The sequence below is a fragment of the Rhodospirillum centenum SW genome (genome assembly GCF_000016185.1).
In the GTDB taxonomy this organism is placed as follows: domain Bacteria; phylum Pseudomonadota; class Alphaproteobacteria; order Azospirillales; family Azospirillaceae; genus Rhodocista; species Rhodocista centena.
Genome location: NC_011420.2, coordinates 3,006,385 through 3,020,904 on the forward strand (window position 1 = coordinate 3,006,385; position 14,520 = coordinate 3,020,904).

12 protein-coding genes and 1 CRISPR repeat array are annotated in these 14,520 nt (G+C 73.2%); of the genes, 8 read left to right on the plus strand and 4 right to left on the minus strand.

From position 1 onward, the window contains the following. From RC1_RS14010 to RC1_RS14025, 4 genes are read right to left on the minus strand one after another with little or no spacing between them, the layout of a single operon-like run. Nucleotides 1-864 carry an HAD family hydrolase gene (locus RC1_RS14010; RefSeq protein ID WP_012568076.1) on the minus strand — a complete coding sequence of 288 codons (864 nt, stop codon included), beginning with the start codon at nt 862-864 and terminating at the stop codon, nt 1-3. Then, nucleotides 861-1,946 carry a glycosyltransferase family 4 protein gene (locus tag RC1_RS14015; RefSeq protein ID WP_012568077.1) on the minus strand — a complete coding sequence of 362 codons (1,086 nt, stop codon included), beginning with the start codon at nt 1,944-1,946 and terminating at the stop codon, nt 861-863. The genes RC1_RS14010 and RC1_RS14015 overlap by 4 nt, the downstream gene beginning before the upstream one ends. Further along, nucleotides 1,943-2,344, minus strand: a complete 402-nt coding sequence (locus RC1_RS14020; RefSeq protein ID WP_012568078.1) for a 6-pyruvoyl trahydropterin synthase family protein — start codon at nt 2,342-2,344, stop codon at nt 1,943-1,945. The genes RC1_RS14015 and RC1_RS14020 overlap by 4 nt, the downstream gene beginning before the upstream one ends. Then, the gene (locus RC1_RS14025; RefSeq protein ID WP_012568079.1) at nt 2,332-3,351 is read right to left on the minus strand and encodes a zinc-dependent alcohol dehydrogenase; all 1,020 of its coding nucleotides are present in this window, start codon (nt 3,349-3,351) and stop codon (nt 2,332-2,334) included. The genes RC1_RS14020 and RC1_RS14025 overlap by 13 nt, the downstream gene beginning before the upstream one ends. Nucleotides 3,352-3,532: 181 nt before the next feature. On the opposite strand from RC1_RS14025, the gene RC1_RS14030 reads away from it, so the two are divergent. The 8 genes from RC1_RS14030 (at nt 3,533) to RC1_RS14065 (ending at nt 14,379) form a co-directional block, all read left to right on the plus strand. Then, nucleotides 3,533-4,348, plus strand: coding sequence for a CDP-alcohol phosphatidyltransferase family protein (locus RC1_RS14030; protein WP_012568080.1), 816 nt, complete (start codon nt 3,533-3,535; stop codon nt 4,346-4,348). A gap of 22 nt (nt 4,349-4,370) precedes the next feature. Next, nucleotides 4,371-5,510, plus strand: coding sequence for a GTP cyclohydrolase II (gene ribA / locus RC1_RS14035; protein WP_012568081.1), 1,140 nt, complete (start codon nt 4,371-4,373; stop codon nt 5,508-5,510). 220 nt (nt 5,511-5,730) lie between these two features. After that, a CRISPR array of direct repeats spans nt 5,731-8,673; the repeat unit is 36 nt; unit sequence GCTTCAATGAGGCCCCGGCATTTCTGCCGGGGAAAG. 446 nt (nt 8,674-9,119) lie between these two features. Further along, nucleotides 9,120-10,403: a hypothetical protein gene (locus tag RC1_RS21810; RefSeq protein WP_012568085.1), complete on the plus strand. Its 1,284-nt coding sequence runs from the start codon at nt 9,120-9,122 to the stop codon at nt 10,401-10,403. Nucleotides 10,404-10,484: 81 nt separating this feature from the next. Beyond that, a complete protein-coding gene (locus RC1_RS14045; RefSeq protein ID WP_012568086.1) occupies nt 10,485-10,997 on the plus strand; it encodes a L,D-transpeptidase family protein in 513 nt (170 codons plus the stop codon). 19 nt (nt 10,998-11,016) lie between these two features. Next, complete coding sequence (locus RC1_RS21815; RefSeq protein WP_012568087.1) at nt 11,017-11,301, plus strand: hypothetical protein; 285 nt, start codon at nt 11,017-11,019, stop codon at nt 11,299-11,301. Nucleotides 11,302-11,411: 110 nt separating this feature from the next. Further along, nucleotides 11,412-11,933 carry a hypothetical protein gene (locus tag RC1_RS14055; RefSeq protein ID WP_012568088.1) on the plus strand — a complete coding sequence of 174 codons (522 nt, stop codon included), beginning with the start codon at nt 11,412-11,414 and terminating at the stop codon, nt 11,931-11,933. 117 nt (nt 11,934-12,050) lie between these two features. Beyond that, complete coding sequence (ugpQ, locus tag RC1_RS14060; protein WP_012568089.1) at nt 12,051-12,815, plus strand: glycerophosphodiester phosphodiesterase; 765 nt, start codon at nt 12,051-12,053, stop codon at nt 12,813-12,815. Between the two features lie 166 nt (nt 12,816-12,981). After that, a complete protein-coding gene (locus RC1_RS14065) occupies nt 12,982-14,379 on the plus strand; it encodes an NAD(P)H-dependent flavin oxidoreductase (RefSeq protein ID WP_012568090.1) in 1,398 nt (465 codons plus the stop codon). Nucleotides 14,380-14,520: the final 141 nt, after the last annotated feature.

A 14,520-nucleotide genomic window follows, 5' to 3' on the forward strand; every position in this document is an offset into this window, starting at 1 on the left:
CTAACACGTCCGGGCCGGCGATGGCATGACAGGGGTCCGGTCGGCCACGGCCAGCAGGTCGCGGTGGCCGACCTGCAGGACCGCGGGCGTGCTGCCCCGCCATGCCGCCCAGGCGGCGATGCGGTCCGCCGCGCCGGGGTCCGTCTCCGTCGCCGCCGCGGCATAGCCCGCCACCAGTGCCCGCAGCGCCGCGGCGGTGCCGTCGTCCCCGTCCGCCGCCGGGTCCAGGCGCCAGTCGGACGCTGCCAGCGTCACCGCATAGCCCGCCCGCTCCAGCGCCGCCGCCACGACATGCGGCGCCCGCGCCCCCAGCGCCGGGCCGAAGCCCTTGTCGCGCCCGGTGTGGACGGCGACCCGCTCCAGCACGAAGGCGTCGTCCGCGTCGGGCGGGTCGAACGCCACCCGCCCGTCCACGCTGAGCATGGCCAGCACCGGCGGCCGCCCGGCGGCGGCCAGGGCCGCGGCGAAGCGCCCGGCCCACGCCTCCGACACCAGGTCCAGGACGGCGCTGGCGACCACCCCGTCGCGGCCGGGCAGGTCCAGCGCCTCGAACCCCGCCGCCAGATCCGTCCGCAGCGTCTCCGCCTCCAGATGCAGCCAGCTCTGCCGGGCGGCCCAGCCCGCCACTGCCCGCGGGGCGGCGGCCAGCAGGGCATCGTCGCCGTCGGCCAGGGTCCAGCGCTGCGCCGGCCGGCCCAGCCGCGGCGCCAGCCAGCGCAGGGCGCTGCCGGTGCCGGCGCCGATGTCCAGCAGGCGCGGCCGCTCCGGCAGGGCGGCGGCGAAGCGGTGGGCGAGGCCGGGATCGCGGGCGGCGGCGTCCAGCGGTTCGCGCAGGCGCAGCCAGTCGGCGCTGAAGCCGCTCATGCGATCCGCTCGATGCGGCGGTCCTGGGGCAGCGCATAGGCCAGCTCCGCCGCCAGCGCCGCGGCCGTGGCGGGCCAGTCCGGCAGGGCGGCGCCGGCCGCCCGCGCCGCGGCCGCGGCCCGGGCGCGGGCCTGCGCATCGGCCAGCAGGGGGCGCAGCGCCGCCGCCAGCGCCGCCGCGTCGCCCGGCGGCACCAGTCCCCCCGCCGCTTCCGGCACCAGGTCCGGCAGGGCGCCGGCGCGGCTGGCCACCACGGGCAGGCCGCGGGCCAGCGCCTCCGCCGCTGCCATGCCGTAGCCCTCATGGAAACTGGGCAGCACGAACAGGTCGGCGCCGTGCCACAGCGCCTCCAGGCGGTCGGCGGTCACCTCCCCCGTCAGGGTCACGCGGTCCCCCAGCCCCAGCCGCGCCACCGTGGCCCGCAGCCGCGCTGCCTCGGCCGGGTCGCGGTCGTCGCTGCCCGCCAGCACCGCCCGCCAGGGCAGGGTGGCCAGGGACGCCAGCGCCTCCAGCAGCACGCCATGGCCCTTGCGCGGGGTCAGGGTCGCCACCGTCAGCAGGGTCGGCACCCCGTCCGCCGATCCTTGCGCCGGCGGGGCGGGGTCGGTGCCGGGCGGGACGATGCCGATGCGCCCGGCCGGCACGTCCAGCGCCACCACGTCGGCCGCGGTGGCGCGGCTGGGCACCACCACCCGCCGCATCTTCGACAGCGCCACCCGTTCAAGCTGGCGCAGCAGCGCCGCCTGCACCGGCGTCAGGCCCGTCTCCAGGTGCAGCGGATGGTGGACCAGCGCCACCAGACGCAGCCGGTGCCGCTCCACCCAGAGCGCGTTCGCCGCCATCGGCAGGGCCAGCCCGTCGGTCAGCACCAGCGCCGCGTCGGGGACCTGGGCCAGGGCGCGGTCGGCGCCGGTGCGGGCCGTGTCGTCGGGCACCGGGTAGCTGCCGGGCAGCTCATGCACCACGACCGTCTCCCCGCGGGCGCGCAGCCCGGCCACGGCCCGGCGCAGATAGCCGTAGCCCCCCGTCGCCTGCCCGATCGGGCCGGGCACCATGACATGCAGCGGCCGGCCCAGGCTCATGGCAGCGGTCCCTCGAAGGCGGCGCGGGCGACGTGCGACTCGTGCAGTTCCACCCGCAGCCCGACCAGGGCGCGCCCGTCGTCGCCCAGGGCGCCGTCGGCGATGCGCGCCCGCAGCCGCCGGAAGATCTCCCCGGCCAGGAACTCGGTCGTCGTGTTGCGGCCGCGGAAGTCCGGCAGCCCGTCCAGATTGCGGTAGGTCAGGGGCGCCAGCACCTCCTTCAGCAGGGCCGAGGCGAGTCCGATGTCCACCACCAGACCGTCGGCCGACAGGGACGGGCGGCGGAACTCCGCATCCACCAGGAAGGTGGCGCCGTGAAGCTCCTGCGCCGGGCCGAACACGGCGCCGACGAAGCTGTGGGCGATCATCATGTGGTCGCGCACGGTCAGGCTGTACATTCCGTCCCCTCCTGCCCCCGGTAGCGGATCAGATGGCACAGCCCCCGCCCGGAGGCGAGCCGGGGCATCGCCACGGGAAGCTCTGCGAAACCGGTCTCCCCGTCCAGCAGCGCGTCCGGCCGCGGGTCCTCCAGCAGCCGCAGCGCCAGATCCAGCCGGTCGGCCGGGCTCCAGCGCGGGCGCTGGACGGGGGCCACGCGGCCGACCTGGCTGGAGACGAGGCGCAGCCGCTTCGGGTGGAAGCCCGCCCCCAGCGGGGCCGGCACGGGCCGGTCGCCGTACCACGACGCCTCGACCACCGTCGCCTCCGTTCCGGCCAGTTCCAGCGCCGTCGCCAGCCCTTCGGGCGTGCCGCTGGCGTGCAGCACCAGATCGCGCCCGCCGGCAGCCCCGTCGGGCTCGCGGAAGGGCACGCCCAGCCGCGCCGCCACGGAGGCGCGGGCGGGTTCGACATCCACCAGCTCCACCTCCGCCCCCGGCAGCCGGGCGGCCAGCCATGCCGCAAGGCAGCCGACGACGCCCCCGCCCACCACCGTGATCCGCTGGCCGGGCAGCGCAGCGCCGTCCCACAGCGCGTTCAGTGCCGTCTCGACATTGGCGGCCAGCACGGCGCGGTCGGTCGGCACGGCGTCGGGCACGGGGCGGCAGGCATCGGCCGGGACGACGGCGCGGTCCTGGTGCGGGTGCAGGACGAAGACCCGGCGTCCCTCCAGCCCCGGCGGTCCCCGCTCCACCCGCGCCACCAGGCTGTAGCCGTACTTGACGGGGCCGGGGAAGTCGCCCGCCTGGAAGGGGCAGCGCATCTCCGCCGCGAGGGCGGGGGGGACGCGGCCGTGGAAGACCAGACTTTCCGTGCCGCGGCTGACGGCCCCCGCCAGTGCCCGCAGCAGCACCTGCCCCGGGGCCGGGACGGGCAGCGGTTCCGTCCGCACCTCCCCCCGGCCGGGGGCGGCGATCCAGAAGGCGCGGGCGGTGCCAGCGGTAATCTCCGGGGGCGGGGCGGTCATCGGGCGGGTCTCGGTTCCGGGCAGGGCATCATCAGGCAGGGCAGGGGGCGGGGCAGGGGGCGGGGCACGGGGCAGGGCACGGGGCAGGGCACGGGATGGCCCGGCGGTCGCCGGCCCGATCGGACGGGGAGCCCCGTCCGGAGAGGCTTGTTCCGGCCGCACCCCAGCCAACCTATGTCGCATGTCCCGCCCGGCCACCCCGTCCGCTTCCACCACGACGCCTCCCGCCACCGCTTCTCCCGCTGCCTCTCCCGCCGCCCGCCCTGCTCTGCACCAGCAGGTGGCGGCGCATCTGGCGGCGGCGGCCGTGGCGACCCTGCCGGCCGCCCTGGCGGCGGGCCGCGCCCTGGACCTGCCGGATGCCGTCCTGGCCCGGGGCATGGCCGCCACGGCCGCGGTCTTCGCCCTGGTCGCCGCCAGCGCGCTGCACGGGCTGGGCGGGCATCCGGCCGCCGCCGGCTGGGGCAACGCCAACCGGGTGACGCTGTTCCGCGGCTGCCTGATCGCGCTGGCCGGCGGTGCGCTGCCGGCGGCCGGGCTGCTGGGGCCGGGGGTGCTCTGGCTGCTGACCGGGCTGGCGCTGGCGGCGCTGGCACTCGACGGGGTGGACGGCTGGATCGCCCGGCGGCAGGCCGTGGCCAGCGCCTACGGCGCCCGCTTCGACATGGACCTGGACACGCTGCTCACGCTGGTGCTGGCGGCGCTGCTCTGGCGGCTGGGGGAGGCCGGGGTCTGGGTGCTCCTGACGGGGCTGCTGCGGCCCCTGTTCGTGGCGGCGGGGGTCTTCCGGGGCTGGCTGAATGCGCCCTTGCCCTACAGCCTGCGCCGCCGCGTTGTCTGCGTCGTGCAGATCGCCGTGCTGGCGGCGGCGCTGACTCCCCTGCTGGACCCGCCGCTGAGCCGCCTTGCGGTCGGTGCAGCCCTTGGGGTTTTGCTTTTCTCCTTCGCGGCCGATACGGTCTGGCTTTTCCGCCATGCCGGCCGGACCCGGACCTGAACGCAGCGGACACTGCCCCACCATGGCCCTCGACCTCTCCCACGCCGAGCTTACCCTGGACCGTGCCGTGCAGCGCGCCGTTGACCGGGCGCTGTCGGACCTGCGGCGGGGGGAGGCGGTGGTGCTGGCCGGGCCGGACGGGCGCTGCCTGCTGGTCCAGGCGGCGGAGACGGCGACCGCCGCCGGGCTCGCCGCCCTGGCCGCGCTGGCCGGGACGGCCCCGGCGCTGGCGCTGGCCGGCCGCCGCGCCCGCGCCCTGGGGATCGAGCTGCCGGAGGAACAGGCGGTGCTGCTGACCGTGCCCGGCGGGCTGACGGCGGAGCTGGCGCGCGATCTGGCCGACCCGACGCGCGGCACCCCGGCCGAGCGGCTGCGCCGCGCCATCGCCACGGCGCACGCGCCCGAGGACACGGTCGAGGGGCTGGCCGTGCTGCTGGCGAAGCTGGCGCGGCTGCTGCCGGCCGCCGTGGTGGCACCGCTGCCCGGCGTGCGCGATGCCGGCGCCTTCGCCCGGCGGCACGACCTGCTGGCCGTGCGCGGGGCGGACGTGCCGGAATACCGGCGGCAGTCGGCCCGCACCCTCTGCCGCGTGGCGGACGCCGCGGTGCCGCTGGAGGCGGCGGAGCAGACAAGGCTGGTCGCCTTCCGCCCGTCCGACGGCGGGCCGGAGCATCTGGCCATCGTGATCGGCGACCCGCCGCCCGACCGGCCGGTGCTGGCCCGGCTGCATTCGGAATGCTTCACCGGCGACCTGCTGGGCTCGCTGCGCTGCGACTGCGGCCCGCAGCTCCGCGGCGCGGTGGAGGAGATCGCGCGGGCCGGCGCGGGCGTGCTGCTGTACCTCGCCCAGGAGGGGCGCGGCATCGGGCTGGTGAACAAGCTGCGCGCCTACCGCCTGCAGGATGGCGGGCTGGACACGCTGGACGCCAACACGGCCCTGGGCTTCGACGCGGACGAGCGGGTCTATCTGCCGGCCGCGGCCATGCTGAAGGCGCTGGGCTTCGACCGGGTGCGGCTGATGACCAACAACCCCGACAAGCTGGCCCAGCTCGCGGCCTGCGGGATCGAGGTGGTGGAGCGCGTCCCGCACATCTTCCCCTCCAACGGCCACAACGAAGCCTATCTCCGCGCCAAGGCGGACCGCGCCGGCCACCTGTTCTGAGCGGATCGGGCGGGCGCTGCGGAGGGCAGGCGTTGCGGACGGGCGCTGCCGCCCGGAGGACTGAAGAACGGGGCCGCCGGCCTGCCCCGCTCTTCCCGGTCGCCACCTACGAGGCCGGCCGGCGGCTCGGTGACGGCCGGTCATCTCCCATACGGGCCTTCCCCGAAGGGACGTCTCCCAGAGGGACATCATGGAAGCGGACGCCGGCGCCTGCTCCAAGACTTCAATGAGGCCCCGGCATTTCTGCCGGGGAAAGGTGCTCCCGAACCTGAAGCTGGGCGTCTGCCGCTACGTGCTTCAATGAGGCCCCGGCATTTCTGCCGGGGAAAGACCGTATCTAATGTTCGAGCAAAAGTGGATCGCATCAAGCTTCAATGAGGCCCCGGCATTTCTGCCGGGGAAAGGCTGGCCAACGTCTGGCTCGGCACGACGGTGGAGAACCAGGCTTCAATGAGGCCCCGGCATTTCTGCCGGGGAAAGCGCCATCCAGATGCTGGCCCTGATCGAGACGGGCGGTGCGCTTCAATGAGGCCCCGGCATTTCTGCCGGGGAAAGATTGCGCTGTCCCTGCCCGGTGCGCGCTACCGCGACAGGCTTCAATGAGGCCCCGGCATTTCTGCCGGGGAAAGGCGACTGGCTGCTCGCCGAGTACGGCCAGGAGAAGGCCGAGCTTCAATGAGGCCCCGGCATTTCTGCCGGGGAAAGGACGTCCGCTTCTTCAGCTTCGTCCCGGCGACCCGCCCGCTTCAATGAGGCCCCGGCATTTCTGCCGGGGAAAGTTGAAGTCGACTACAGTCTTCTCTTTAATCTCTTCCGTGAGCTTCAATGAGGCCCCGGCATTTCTGCCGGGGAAAGGAAGATACATTCGGGCACGATCTGACGCCGGCAAGAGCTTCAATGAGGCCCCGGCATTTCTGCCGGGGAAAGATCCCGCTGGGGCCGCGGCCTTGTCAGTCGATCCCCCTCCCTGCTTCAATGAGGCCCCGGCATTTCTGCCGGGGAAAGATGCCTCATCGGCTGCCGAGAGTGCTGCTATAGCTAGCTTCAATGAGGCCCCGGCATTTCTGCCGGGGAAAGCACCCTACAGTCTGTAGGGCAGCATCAGACTTGCATCGCTTCAATGAGGCCCCGGCATTTCTGCCGGGGAAAGTCGGTCCACTTCCGCCGGGAAGCGGGTCGCGATCTGGCGGCTTCAATGAGGCCCCGGCATTTCTGCCGGGGAAAGGCTGTACAAGCGGAATACCGAACTGCAGGACATGGTTCTGGCTTCAATGAGGCCCCGGCATTTCTGCCGGGGAAAGGCCGGAGCCGTAGCCCCAGCCCCAGCCGTGGCCGTAACCGGCTTCAATGAGGCCCCGGCATTTCTGCCGGGGAAAGTACTGTGATCGTGCTGCGGCAGCGTGGAGACGCGCACCCGGCTTCAATGAGGCCCCGGCATTTCTGCCGGGGAAAGGGGCAGATGGCTCGAACTCCCCCCACTGCTTGAAGAAGCTTCAATGAGGCCCCGGCATTTCTGCCGGGGAAAGCGCGTTTTATGCCGCGGCGAAGGATGCCGCGATGAGCCTGGCTTCAATGAGGCCCCGGCATTTCTGCCGGGGAAAGCGAAACCTCACCCGTGCGGATGATCCGCGTCAACTCGCTTCAATGAGGCCCCGGCATTTCTGCCGGGGAAAGTCTGGCCGTGCTGGACGAGGCCCACCACCTGCCCGCGGCGCTTCAATGAGGCCCCGGCATTTCTGCCGGGGAAAGTGTTCTTGCTGCGGCTGTTGCACCACGGGGACGCGGGCTTCAATGAGGCCCCGGCATTTCTGCCGGGGAAAGCCCAGACCCTCGAGGACCTCCAGCGGATCGAGATCAAGCTGCTTCAATGAGGCCCCGGCATTTCTGCCGGGGAAAGCGACATCTCCCGCGAGGTCGTGACGGTCGTGTCCGGCCAGCTTCAATGAGGCCCCGGCATTTCTGCCGGGGAAAGGACATGACTGACTTGCACAAGCCCATGTCCCCCGAGGAGGCTTCAATGAGGCCCCGGCATTTCTGCCGGGGAAAGGGGAAGAGGCCGAGCGGATGGCAGACGACATTGCAAAGGCGCTGCTTCAATGAGGCCCCGGCATTTCTGCCGGGGAAAGTTGGAACGGCACTGGCGCGTTTTACACCGCACTTCGGCGACTGCTTCAATGAGGCCCCGGCATTTCTGCCGGGGAAAGCACGCGGGCGGGTTGACCGGACCCGCTCGACAGCCCGCTTCAATGAGGCCCCGGCATTTCTGCCGGGGAAAGCCCACATCCCCGGCCTGAGCCGGTCTCCATACATGCGCTTCAATGAGGCCCCGGCATTTCTGCCGGGGAAAGCTCCGTCATCTTGGCAAGCTGGTCGCCCGTGATCTGGCCGGCTTCAATGAGGCCCCGGCATTTCTGCCGGGGAAAGCGCGGTCTCAGCGGCACCGCCGTGCAGGCGCGCCGCGAAGCTTCAATGAGGCCCCGGCATTTCTGCCGGGGAAAGCCATCCGCTGCCCCGGCGCCGTGCTCAGCGCCGTCTGCTTCAATGAGGCCCCGGCATTTCTGCCGGGGAAAGCGGGCAGGAGGGCAACAAGACCGCCCCCGTCCTGGAAGCTTCAATGAGGCCCCGGCATTTCTGCCGGGGAAAGCCGGACATGGCCACGCTCAACGTCGAGGCCATGCTCGATCAGCTTCAATGAGGCCCCGGCATTTCTGCCGGGGAAAGCCCTGACGCTGGTCAGTTGACGCGGGCCACGAAGACGCTTCAATGAGGCCCCGGCATTTCTGCCGGGGAAAGCACCGCCGGCCGTGCCGTGACGCTGGCGAAGATGCTGCTTCAATGAGGCCCCGACATTTCTGCCGGGGAAAGCTGCGCATACGCGGTGGCGCGGTCAGTTTGGGCGACTGCTTCAATGAGGCCCCGGCATTTCTGCCGGGGAAAGCTCCGGAACGGTGTCGCTCTACTTCTCCAGCTTCACCGAAGCTTCAATGAGGCCCCGGCATTTCTGCCGGGGAAAGACAGGAACCGTGACGGTCAACGTCTCCGCGCTCGGTGCGCTTCAATGAGGCCCCGGCATTTCTGCCGGGGAAAGCTCGCGCGGGCGCAAGGGGGCTTGGGAATGTCAATACCTGCTTCAATGAGGCCCCGGCATTTCTGCCGGGGAAAGCCTCCCCTTCGGAGGCCCTTGGAAAGTAACACGGAACCGGCGCCGCTGCGAGCGGGTCCGGTGGCGGGAGGGGCGGGGCTGTGCCGGACGGCCTGTTCGATCTTCACCCTGTCCAAGAACCGGAGCGATTCCAGAGGCTTGCCGGTCTGCGAGCGGGTCCCGGGATTTCCCGGGCACCGGACCGCTCGCCGGCGGGCCGGCGGCGCGGCCCCAGGCCCGTATCCTCCGTCGCCGCCGCATCACGGTCAAGCGGCGGTCGCGGAGCCGCGCAGACCCCGCGCGAACGGGGGAGACGAAGCTGCCGGGCAGATTCCGCCGGGTGGCGGGGCGGGCGCCGCCGCGGGGCGGGGGCTGCCGGGCCGGTTTCCCGCGATTCCAGGCACTTCCCCGGCCCGCCGGCCCTGGCACGTCGCTTGCTGTTCCGTTCCGCAGGGAGGAGCGGGACCATGCAGACAGGCCGGTACGACCAGATCGCACGCAGCCCCCGGCACCACCATGCCGGCGGCCGGGCCGCGCCGGAGGCCGGGGGTGTCCCGGTGTCCTCCGGCGATGTCCCCTCCAGGGGCATTTCGGCCAGGGACGTTTCGGCCGGGGGCGGGGCCGCGGCGGCGGAGTCCGCGGCGCGTGCCACCCGCGGGGCGACGGCCGCGGCCGAGGATGAGCACGGCCTGTCCTTCTGGGACGTGCTGGACGTGATCAATCCCTTGCAGCACATCCCCGTCGTCAACCGCCTCTACCGCGCCGTCACCGGCGACGAGATCCGCGAGCCGGCCCGGCTGGCCGGCAGCGCCCTGCTGTTCGGCCCGGTCGGGCTGGCCGTGGCCGCGGCCGACATGGTGCTGGAGAAGGAGACGGGCAGCGACGCCTTCACCCATGTCGCCTCCCTGTTCAAGGGCAAGGACAAGGCGCCCGACGGGGAGGGGGAGGTGATGCTGGCCGCCGCCACCCCCGCCGCCGCCGCGTCCTCTGCCGCCGCGCCCTCTGCCACCGCCCCTTCGGCCGCTGCCCGGCCCGGTGCCGACGGGGCGCCGGGCGGCCGGTTGCGCCGTGCCGCCATTCCCGAACCGCTCGCCGTCCCGGGCCAGTCCGCGGTTCCGGGTCAGTCTGCGCCGGACCAGTCCTTGCCGGGTCAGGCGCGCGGGCTGGCGGCGATGCCCGCCGGCTCCGCCGCCGCCATGGCGCTCTCCGGGCTGCCGTCCGCCGCCGCCGTCGGCAGCCTGCCGGCGCCGGGCGACGGTTCCCAGCTCGCGGAACTGGCCGCCGGCGCCAGGGAGGCGGCGGGCCGCGACGCCCCGCGCGGCATGGACCTGTCCCGCTACCGCCGTCTGGCCGAGGCCGGCGGGCCGGTCGCCCCGAAATCCATCGTGCCGCCGACCCCGGTGCAGAGCGCCCAGGGCGCCGCCTTCGTCGCCGCCACGGCACATCCCCCGCCGGCCGCGGCCCGTTCCGCCGCCGCTTCCTCCTCCCCGGCGTCCGCCGCGGCCCCGGCCGCCGCTCCCGCTGCCGTTCCCTCTGCCCTGTCCGCTGCCGCGCCCTCGGCCGCGCCCTCTGCCGTTCCCTCGGCCGCTCCCTCGACCGAGGCCCCGGCGGGTGGTGCCTGGCCGCCGGCCGGGCCGGCCGCGCTGCCCCGCGAGTTCGTCGCGGACATGATGATGCTGGCGATGGACAAGTACGAGGCCCAGGCCCGCAGCCGCCAGGCCCCCGGCCGCAGCGTCGATACGCGGCACTGATCCCCCCCGATCCGCCCGCCCGCCTTCCGGCCTGACCGCCCGCCCCTCGACAGGCGGGGCCGGACGTCCTATGTCGCGGGCATGGACCTGATCGTCGATCCCCTGCCCGACGGCACCCACCGGCTGCGCTGGCCCGGCGGGTCCGCCCGCTGCGCCATCGGCCGCGGCGGCATCCGCCCCGACAAGCGCGAGGGCGACGGCGCCACCCCCGTGGGCGCCTTTCCGCTGCGCCGCCTGCTCTACCGGCCCGACCGGCTGGCCCCGCCCGCCACGGAGCTGCCCGGCGCCGCGATCGCCCCGGACGACGGCTGGTGCGACGACCCCGCCCATCCCGACTACAACCGGCCGGTGCGGCTGCCCTTCGCCGCCGGGCACGAGGTGCTGTGGCGGGAGGACGGGGTGTACGACCTGATCGTCGTGCCGGGCCACAATGACGACCCGCCGGTGCCCGGCCTGGGCAGCGCCGTGTTCCTGCATGTGGCGAAGCCGGACTACGAACCGACGGCCGGCTGCGTCGCCCTGGCGCGGGGCGACCTGCTGGCCCTGCTGGCCCTCTGCCGGCCGGGCGACCGGCTGGTCGTGCCGGGCGGATGAAACGACGACGGGGGAGGCGATGCGGCGGTTTCTGACCCTCTGTCTCGGTCTGGCGGGACTGGCGCTGGCGCTGGCCGGCGGCATCCTGGCCGTGCGCGACCGGGCCGCGGCGCTGGGCGATGTCTGGTACGGGCTGGACCCCGGCAGCCTGAACCTGCTGCAGGCGGTGACGCAGCGCTATCTCAGCCCCGACCTCTGGGACGGGGCGGCGGTGCCGCTGCTGCTGGCGCCGGCCTGGATCGTGCTGCTGCTGCCGGGGCTGGCGCTGCTGGCCCTGGGGCTGCTCGCCGCCCGTCGCCCCTGACGGGTTTCCTGCCTTCCGGGTTTCCTGCCTTCCGGGTTCCCCGCCTGACGGGAGCCTGGACAGCGGCGCGCCGACCGTGGCAAGTCCCGCCTCCTGACCGGAGGCGCGCCATGACCGGAGACGACAGCATGAGCGGACGCTACCCGCCCGACGCCCTGAAGGCCGACGGGCTGCGCGCGGGGGCGGGGCTGGCCCTGACCCTGGGGCCGTTCCTGATCGCCCAGCCGCATCCCCTGATCGCGGCCCCGCTGCTGGCCGGGGCGGCGCTGTTCGGCGTCTTCGCCCTGCGCACGGCGCAGCGCCGCTTCCAGCGCATCGCCGTGGACGCGACCGGCATCCGCCAGCACGGGCCGCTGGGCCGGGCCATCCGCTGGGACCAGGTGGAGACGGTGGCGCTGCGCTACTATTCCACCCGGCGCGACCGGCAGGGCGGCTGGATGCAGTTGACCGTGCGCGGCGCCGGCCGGCGCATCGCCGTGGAATCCCCACTGGACGGGTTCGACCGGGTGGCCGCCGCCGTCGCCGCCGCGGTGCGCGGGCGGGGGCTGCCCGTGTCGGAGGCGACGCGGGACAATTTCGTCTCCCTGGGCCACGCGGTGGACCCGCCGCGGCCCTCCCCGTTCCGGCGTTAGCCCTGCGGTCACCGCGGGCGCGCGCCCCGCTGGCGGGCGGCTGCCCCGCTTCCCATATCCGCGGTGTCGGCGGCTGCCGCGCCGGTCTCCCTCCCTCCCGACGGTCCGGACCTTCCCATGCTCCAGCTTCCCCGCCTGATCGGTCACCGTGGTGCGGCCCGGCACGCGCCGGAGAACACGCTCGCCTCGCTCAGGATGGCGGCGGTGCAGGGCTGCCTGATGGTCGAGTTCGACGTGAAGCTGACGGCGGACGGCGTGCCGGTCCTGATGCATGACGAGCGGCTAGAGCGCACCACCGACGGCACGGGCCGGGTGCAGGACCTGGACTTCGAGTCGATTCGCCGGCTGGATGCGGGGCGCTGGTTCTCCCCCGCCCATGCCGGCGAGCGGGTGCCGACCCTGGCGGAGGCCCTGCAGCTCTGCATCGCGCTGGACCTGCTGGTGAACATCGAGATCAAGCCCTGTCCCGGCCGTGGTGCGGAGACGGCGGGGATCGCGTGCAGTCTGGCGCGCACCCTCTGGCCGGCCGACCGGCAGGCGCCGCTCGTCTCCAGCTTCGACGCCGAGGCGCTGGAGATGGTGCGGCATGTCGTGCCCGACTGGCCGCTGGGCTTCCTGATCGACCGCCGCCCGCCCGACTGGCGCGAGCAGGCGGAGCGGCTTAATGCCGCGACCCTCAACGTCAACGCCCGGCGGGAGGATGCCGCCAGCATCGCCGAATACCGTACCCTGGGCCGCCCGATCCTGGCGTATACGGTGAACAGTGTTCCGGCAGCGGCCGAAGTCTTCTCGTGGGGCGTGAGTTCGGTGTTCACCGACACGCCCCAGGGTCTGGCCCCGGCGCTGAGACAGTTCGCCCGGCAGACGGCGCAAAAAGGTTAGAGGGCCTTCCGCGACGTTTTTTTTTCATATATGCCGTGCAGCGGCTGCCGCCGGGACGTTCCGGTCGCGCGGCCGGACGGGACAGAACGGGCCGCAGGCGCCGGCCGCAGGACGGGCAGAGGGTGCCCGGCCGCGGCGGGGCGCGGCGTTGGGTGGAGGATTCTTGGTGAAGGCGCTCAAGCCTCTGGTCATCTCCGGCAAGGAGGTGCTGCCGCTGGTGGAAGGCGGCAAGGGGATTGCCGTTTCGAACGGGGAGAGTTCCGGCGCCTGGGCGGCGGCCGGAGGGGTCGGCACCTTCTCGGGGGTGAACGCCGATTCCTTCGACGAGCAGGGCAACCTGCTGGTCCAGACCTATCACGGCCGGACGCGCCGGGAGCGGCACGAGGAGCTGATCCGCTACGGCATCCTGGGCGGCATCGCCCAGGCCCGGATCGCCCACGAGGCCTCGAACGGCCAGGGCCGCATCCACATGAACGTGCTGTGGGAGATGGGCGGCGCCGAAAGCATCCTGCACGGGGTGCTGGAAGGGGCGAAGGGCCTGATCCACGGCGTCACCTGCGGCGCCGGCATGCCCTACCGCGTGGCCGAGATCGCCGTGCGCCATGGCGTGCAGTACTACCCGATCGTCAGCTCGGCCCGTGCCTTCCGGGCGCTGTGGCTGCGCGCCTATTCCAAGTGGCCCGAGCATCTGGGCGGCGTCGTCTACGAGGACCCCTGGCTGGCCGGCGGCCATAACGGCCTGTCCAACTCCGAGGACCCGGAGAAGCCGGAGGACCCCTATCCCCGGCTGGTCGCCCTGCGCAGCATGATGAGCGGCTTCGGCCTGGACCATGTGCCGATCATCATGGCCGGCGGCGTCTGGTGGCTGTCGGAGTGGGAGCACTATCTGGACAATCCGGAGATCGGGCCGATCGCCTTCCAGTTCGGCACCCGCCCGCTGCTGACCCAGGAAAGCCCGATCAGCGGGGCCTGGAAGCGCCGGCTGCTGACGCTGAAGCCGGGCGATGTCTACCTGAACCGCTTCAGCCCCACGGGCTTCTATTCCTCGGCCGTGCGCAACCCGTTCCTGGAGGAGCTGCGCCAGCGCTCCGAACGGCAGGTCGTCTATGCCGACGCGCCGGTGGGCGACCACACGGCGGAGTTCCTGGTCGGCCCGCGCGGCCGCCCGGTCTATCTGACCCCGCACGACCGCGAGCGGGCGGAGGGCTGGGTCGCCGCCGGCTTCGATACGGCGCTGCGCACCCCCGACACCACCCTGGTCTTCGTCACCCCGGAGAAGAGCCGGGAGATCCTGAAGGACCAGGTGGACTGCATGGGCTGCCTGTCCGCCTGCATGTTCAGCAACTGGGCGCAGAACGAGGAGGGCACGACCGGCCGCAAGGCCGACCCGCGCAGCTTCTGCATCCAGAAGACGCTCCAGAACATCAGCCATTCCGAGGACTGCGAGAACGAGCTGATGTTCGCCGGGCACAACGCCTACCGCTTCGGCCAGGACCCGTATTACGCGGACGGGTTCGTGCCGACGGTGAAGCAGCTCGTCGAGCGCATCCAGACCGGCTACTGACCCGGCGCCGGCCCCGGCGGGCCGGCACTCCCCCGCGGCGGGGGTGACTGTCATGGGAACGGCGCAAGCCCCGGCGCAACGTCCGGGGCCTGCCGGGCGTTGTGGCAGGGGGTGCGGCAGCCCGCGGCACCCCCGCCCGAG

Bases quoted from the DNA above. Each gene is read 5' to 3' on its own strand.
- RC1_RS14010 (WP_012568076.1), bottom strand. From the start codon at position 864: ATGAGCGGCTTCAGCGCCGACTGGCTGCGCCTGCGCGAACCGCTGGAC.
- RC1_RS14015 (WP_012568077.1), bottom strand. From the start codon at position 1,946: ATGAGCCTGGGCCGGCCGCTGCATGTCATGGTGCCCGGCCCGATCGGG.
- RC1_RS14020 (WP_012568078.1), bottom strand. From the start codon at position 2,344: ATGTACAGCCTGACCGTGCGCGACCACATGATGATCGCCCACAGCTTC.
- RC1_RS14025 (WP_012568079.1), bottom strand. From the start codon at position 3,351: ATGACCGCCCCGCCCCCGGAGATTACCGCTGGCACCGCCCGCGCCTTC.
- RC1_RS14030 (WP_012568080.1), top strand. From the start codon at position 3,533: ATGTCCCGCCCGGCCACCCCGTCCGCTTCCACCACGACGCCTCCCGCC.
- ribA (WP_012568081.1), top strand. From the start codon at position 4,371: ATGGCCCTCGACCTCTCCCACGCCGAGCTTACCCTGGACCGTGCCGTG.
- RC1_RS21810 (WP_012568085.1), top strand. From the start codon at position 9,120: ATGCAGACAGGCCGGTACGACCAGATCGCACGCAGCCCCCGGCACCAC.
- RC1_RS14045 (WP_012568086.1), top strand. From the start codon at position 10,485: ATGGACCTGATCGTCGATCCCCTGCCCGACGGCACCCACCGGCTGCGC.
- RC1_RS21815 (WP_012568087.1), top strand. From the start codon at position 11,017: ATGCGGCGGTTTCTGACCCTCTGTCTCGGTCTGGCGGGACTGGCGCTG.
- RC1_RS14055 (WP_012568088.1), top strand. From the start codon at position 11,412: ATGACCGGAGACGACAGCATGAGCGGACGCTACCCGCCCGACGCCCTG.
- ugpQ (WP_012568089.1), top strand. From the start codon at position 12,051: ATGCTCCAGCTTCCCCGCCTGATCGGTCACCGTGGTGCGGCCCGGCAC.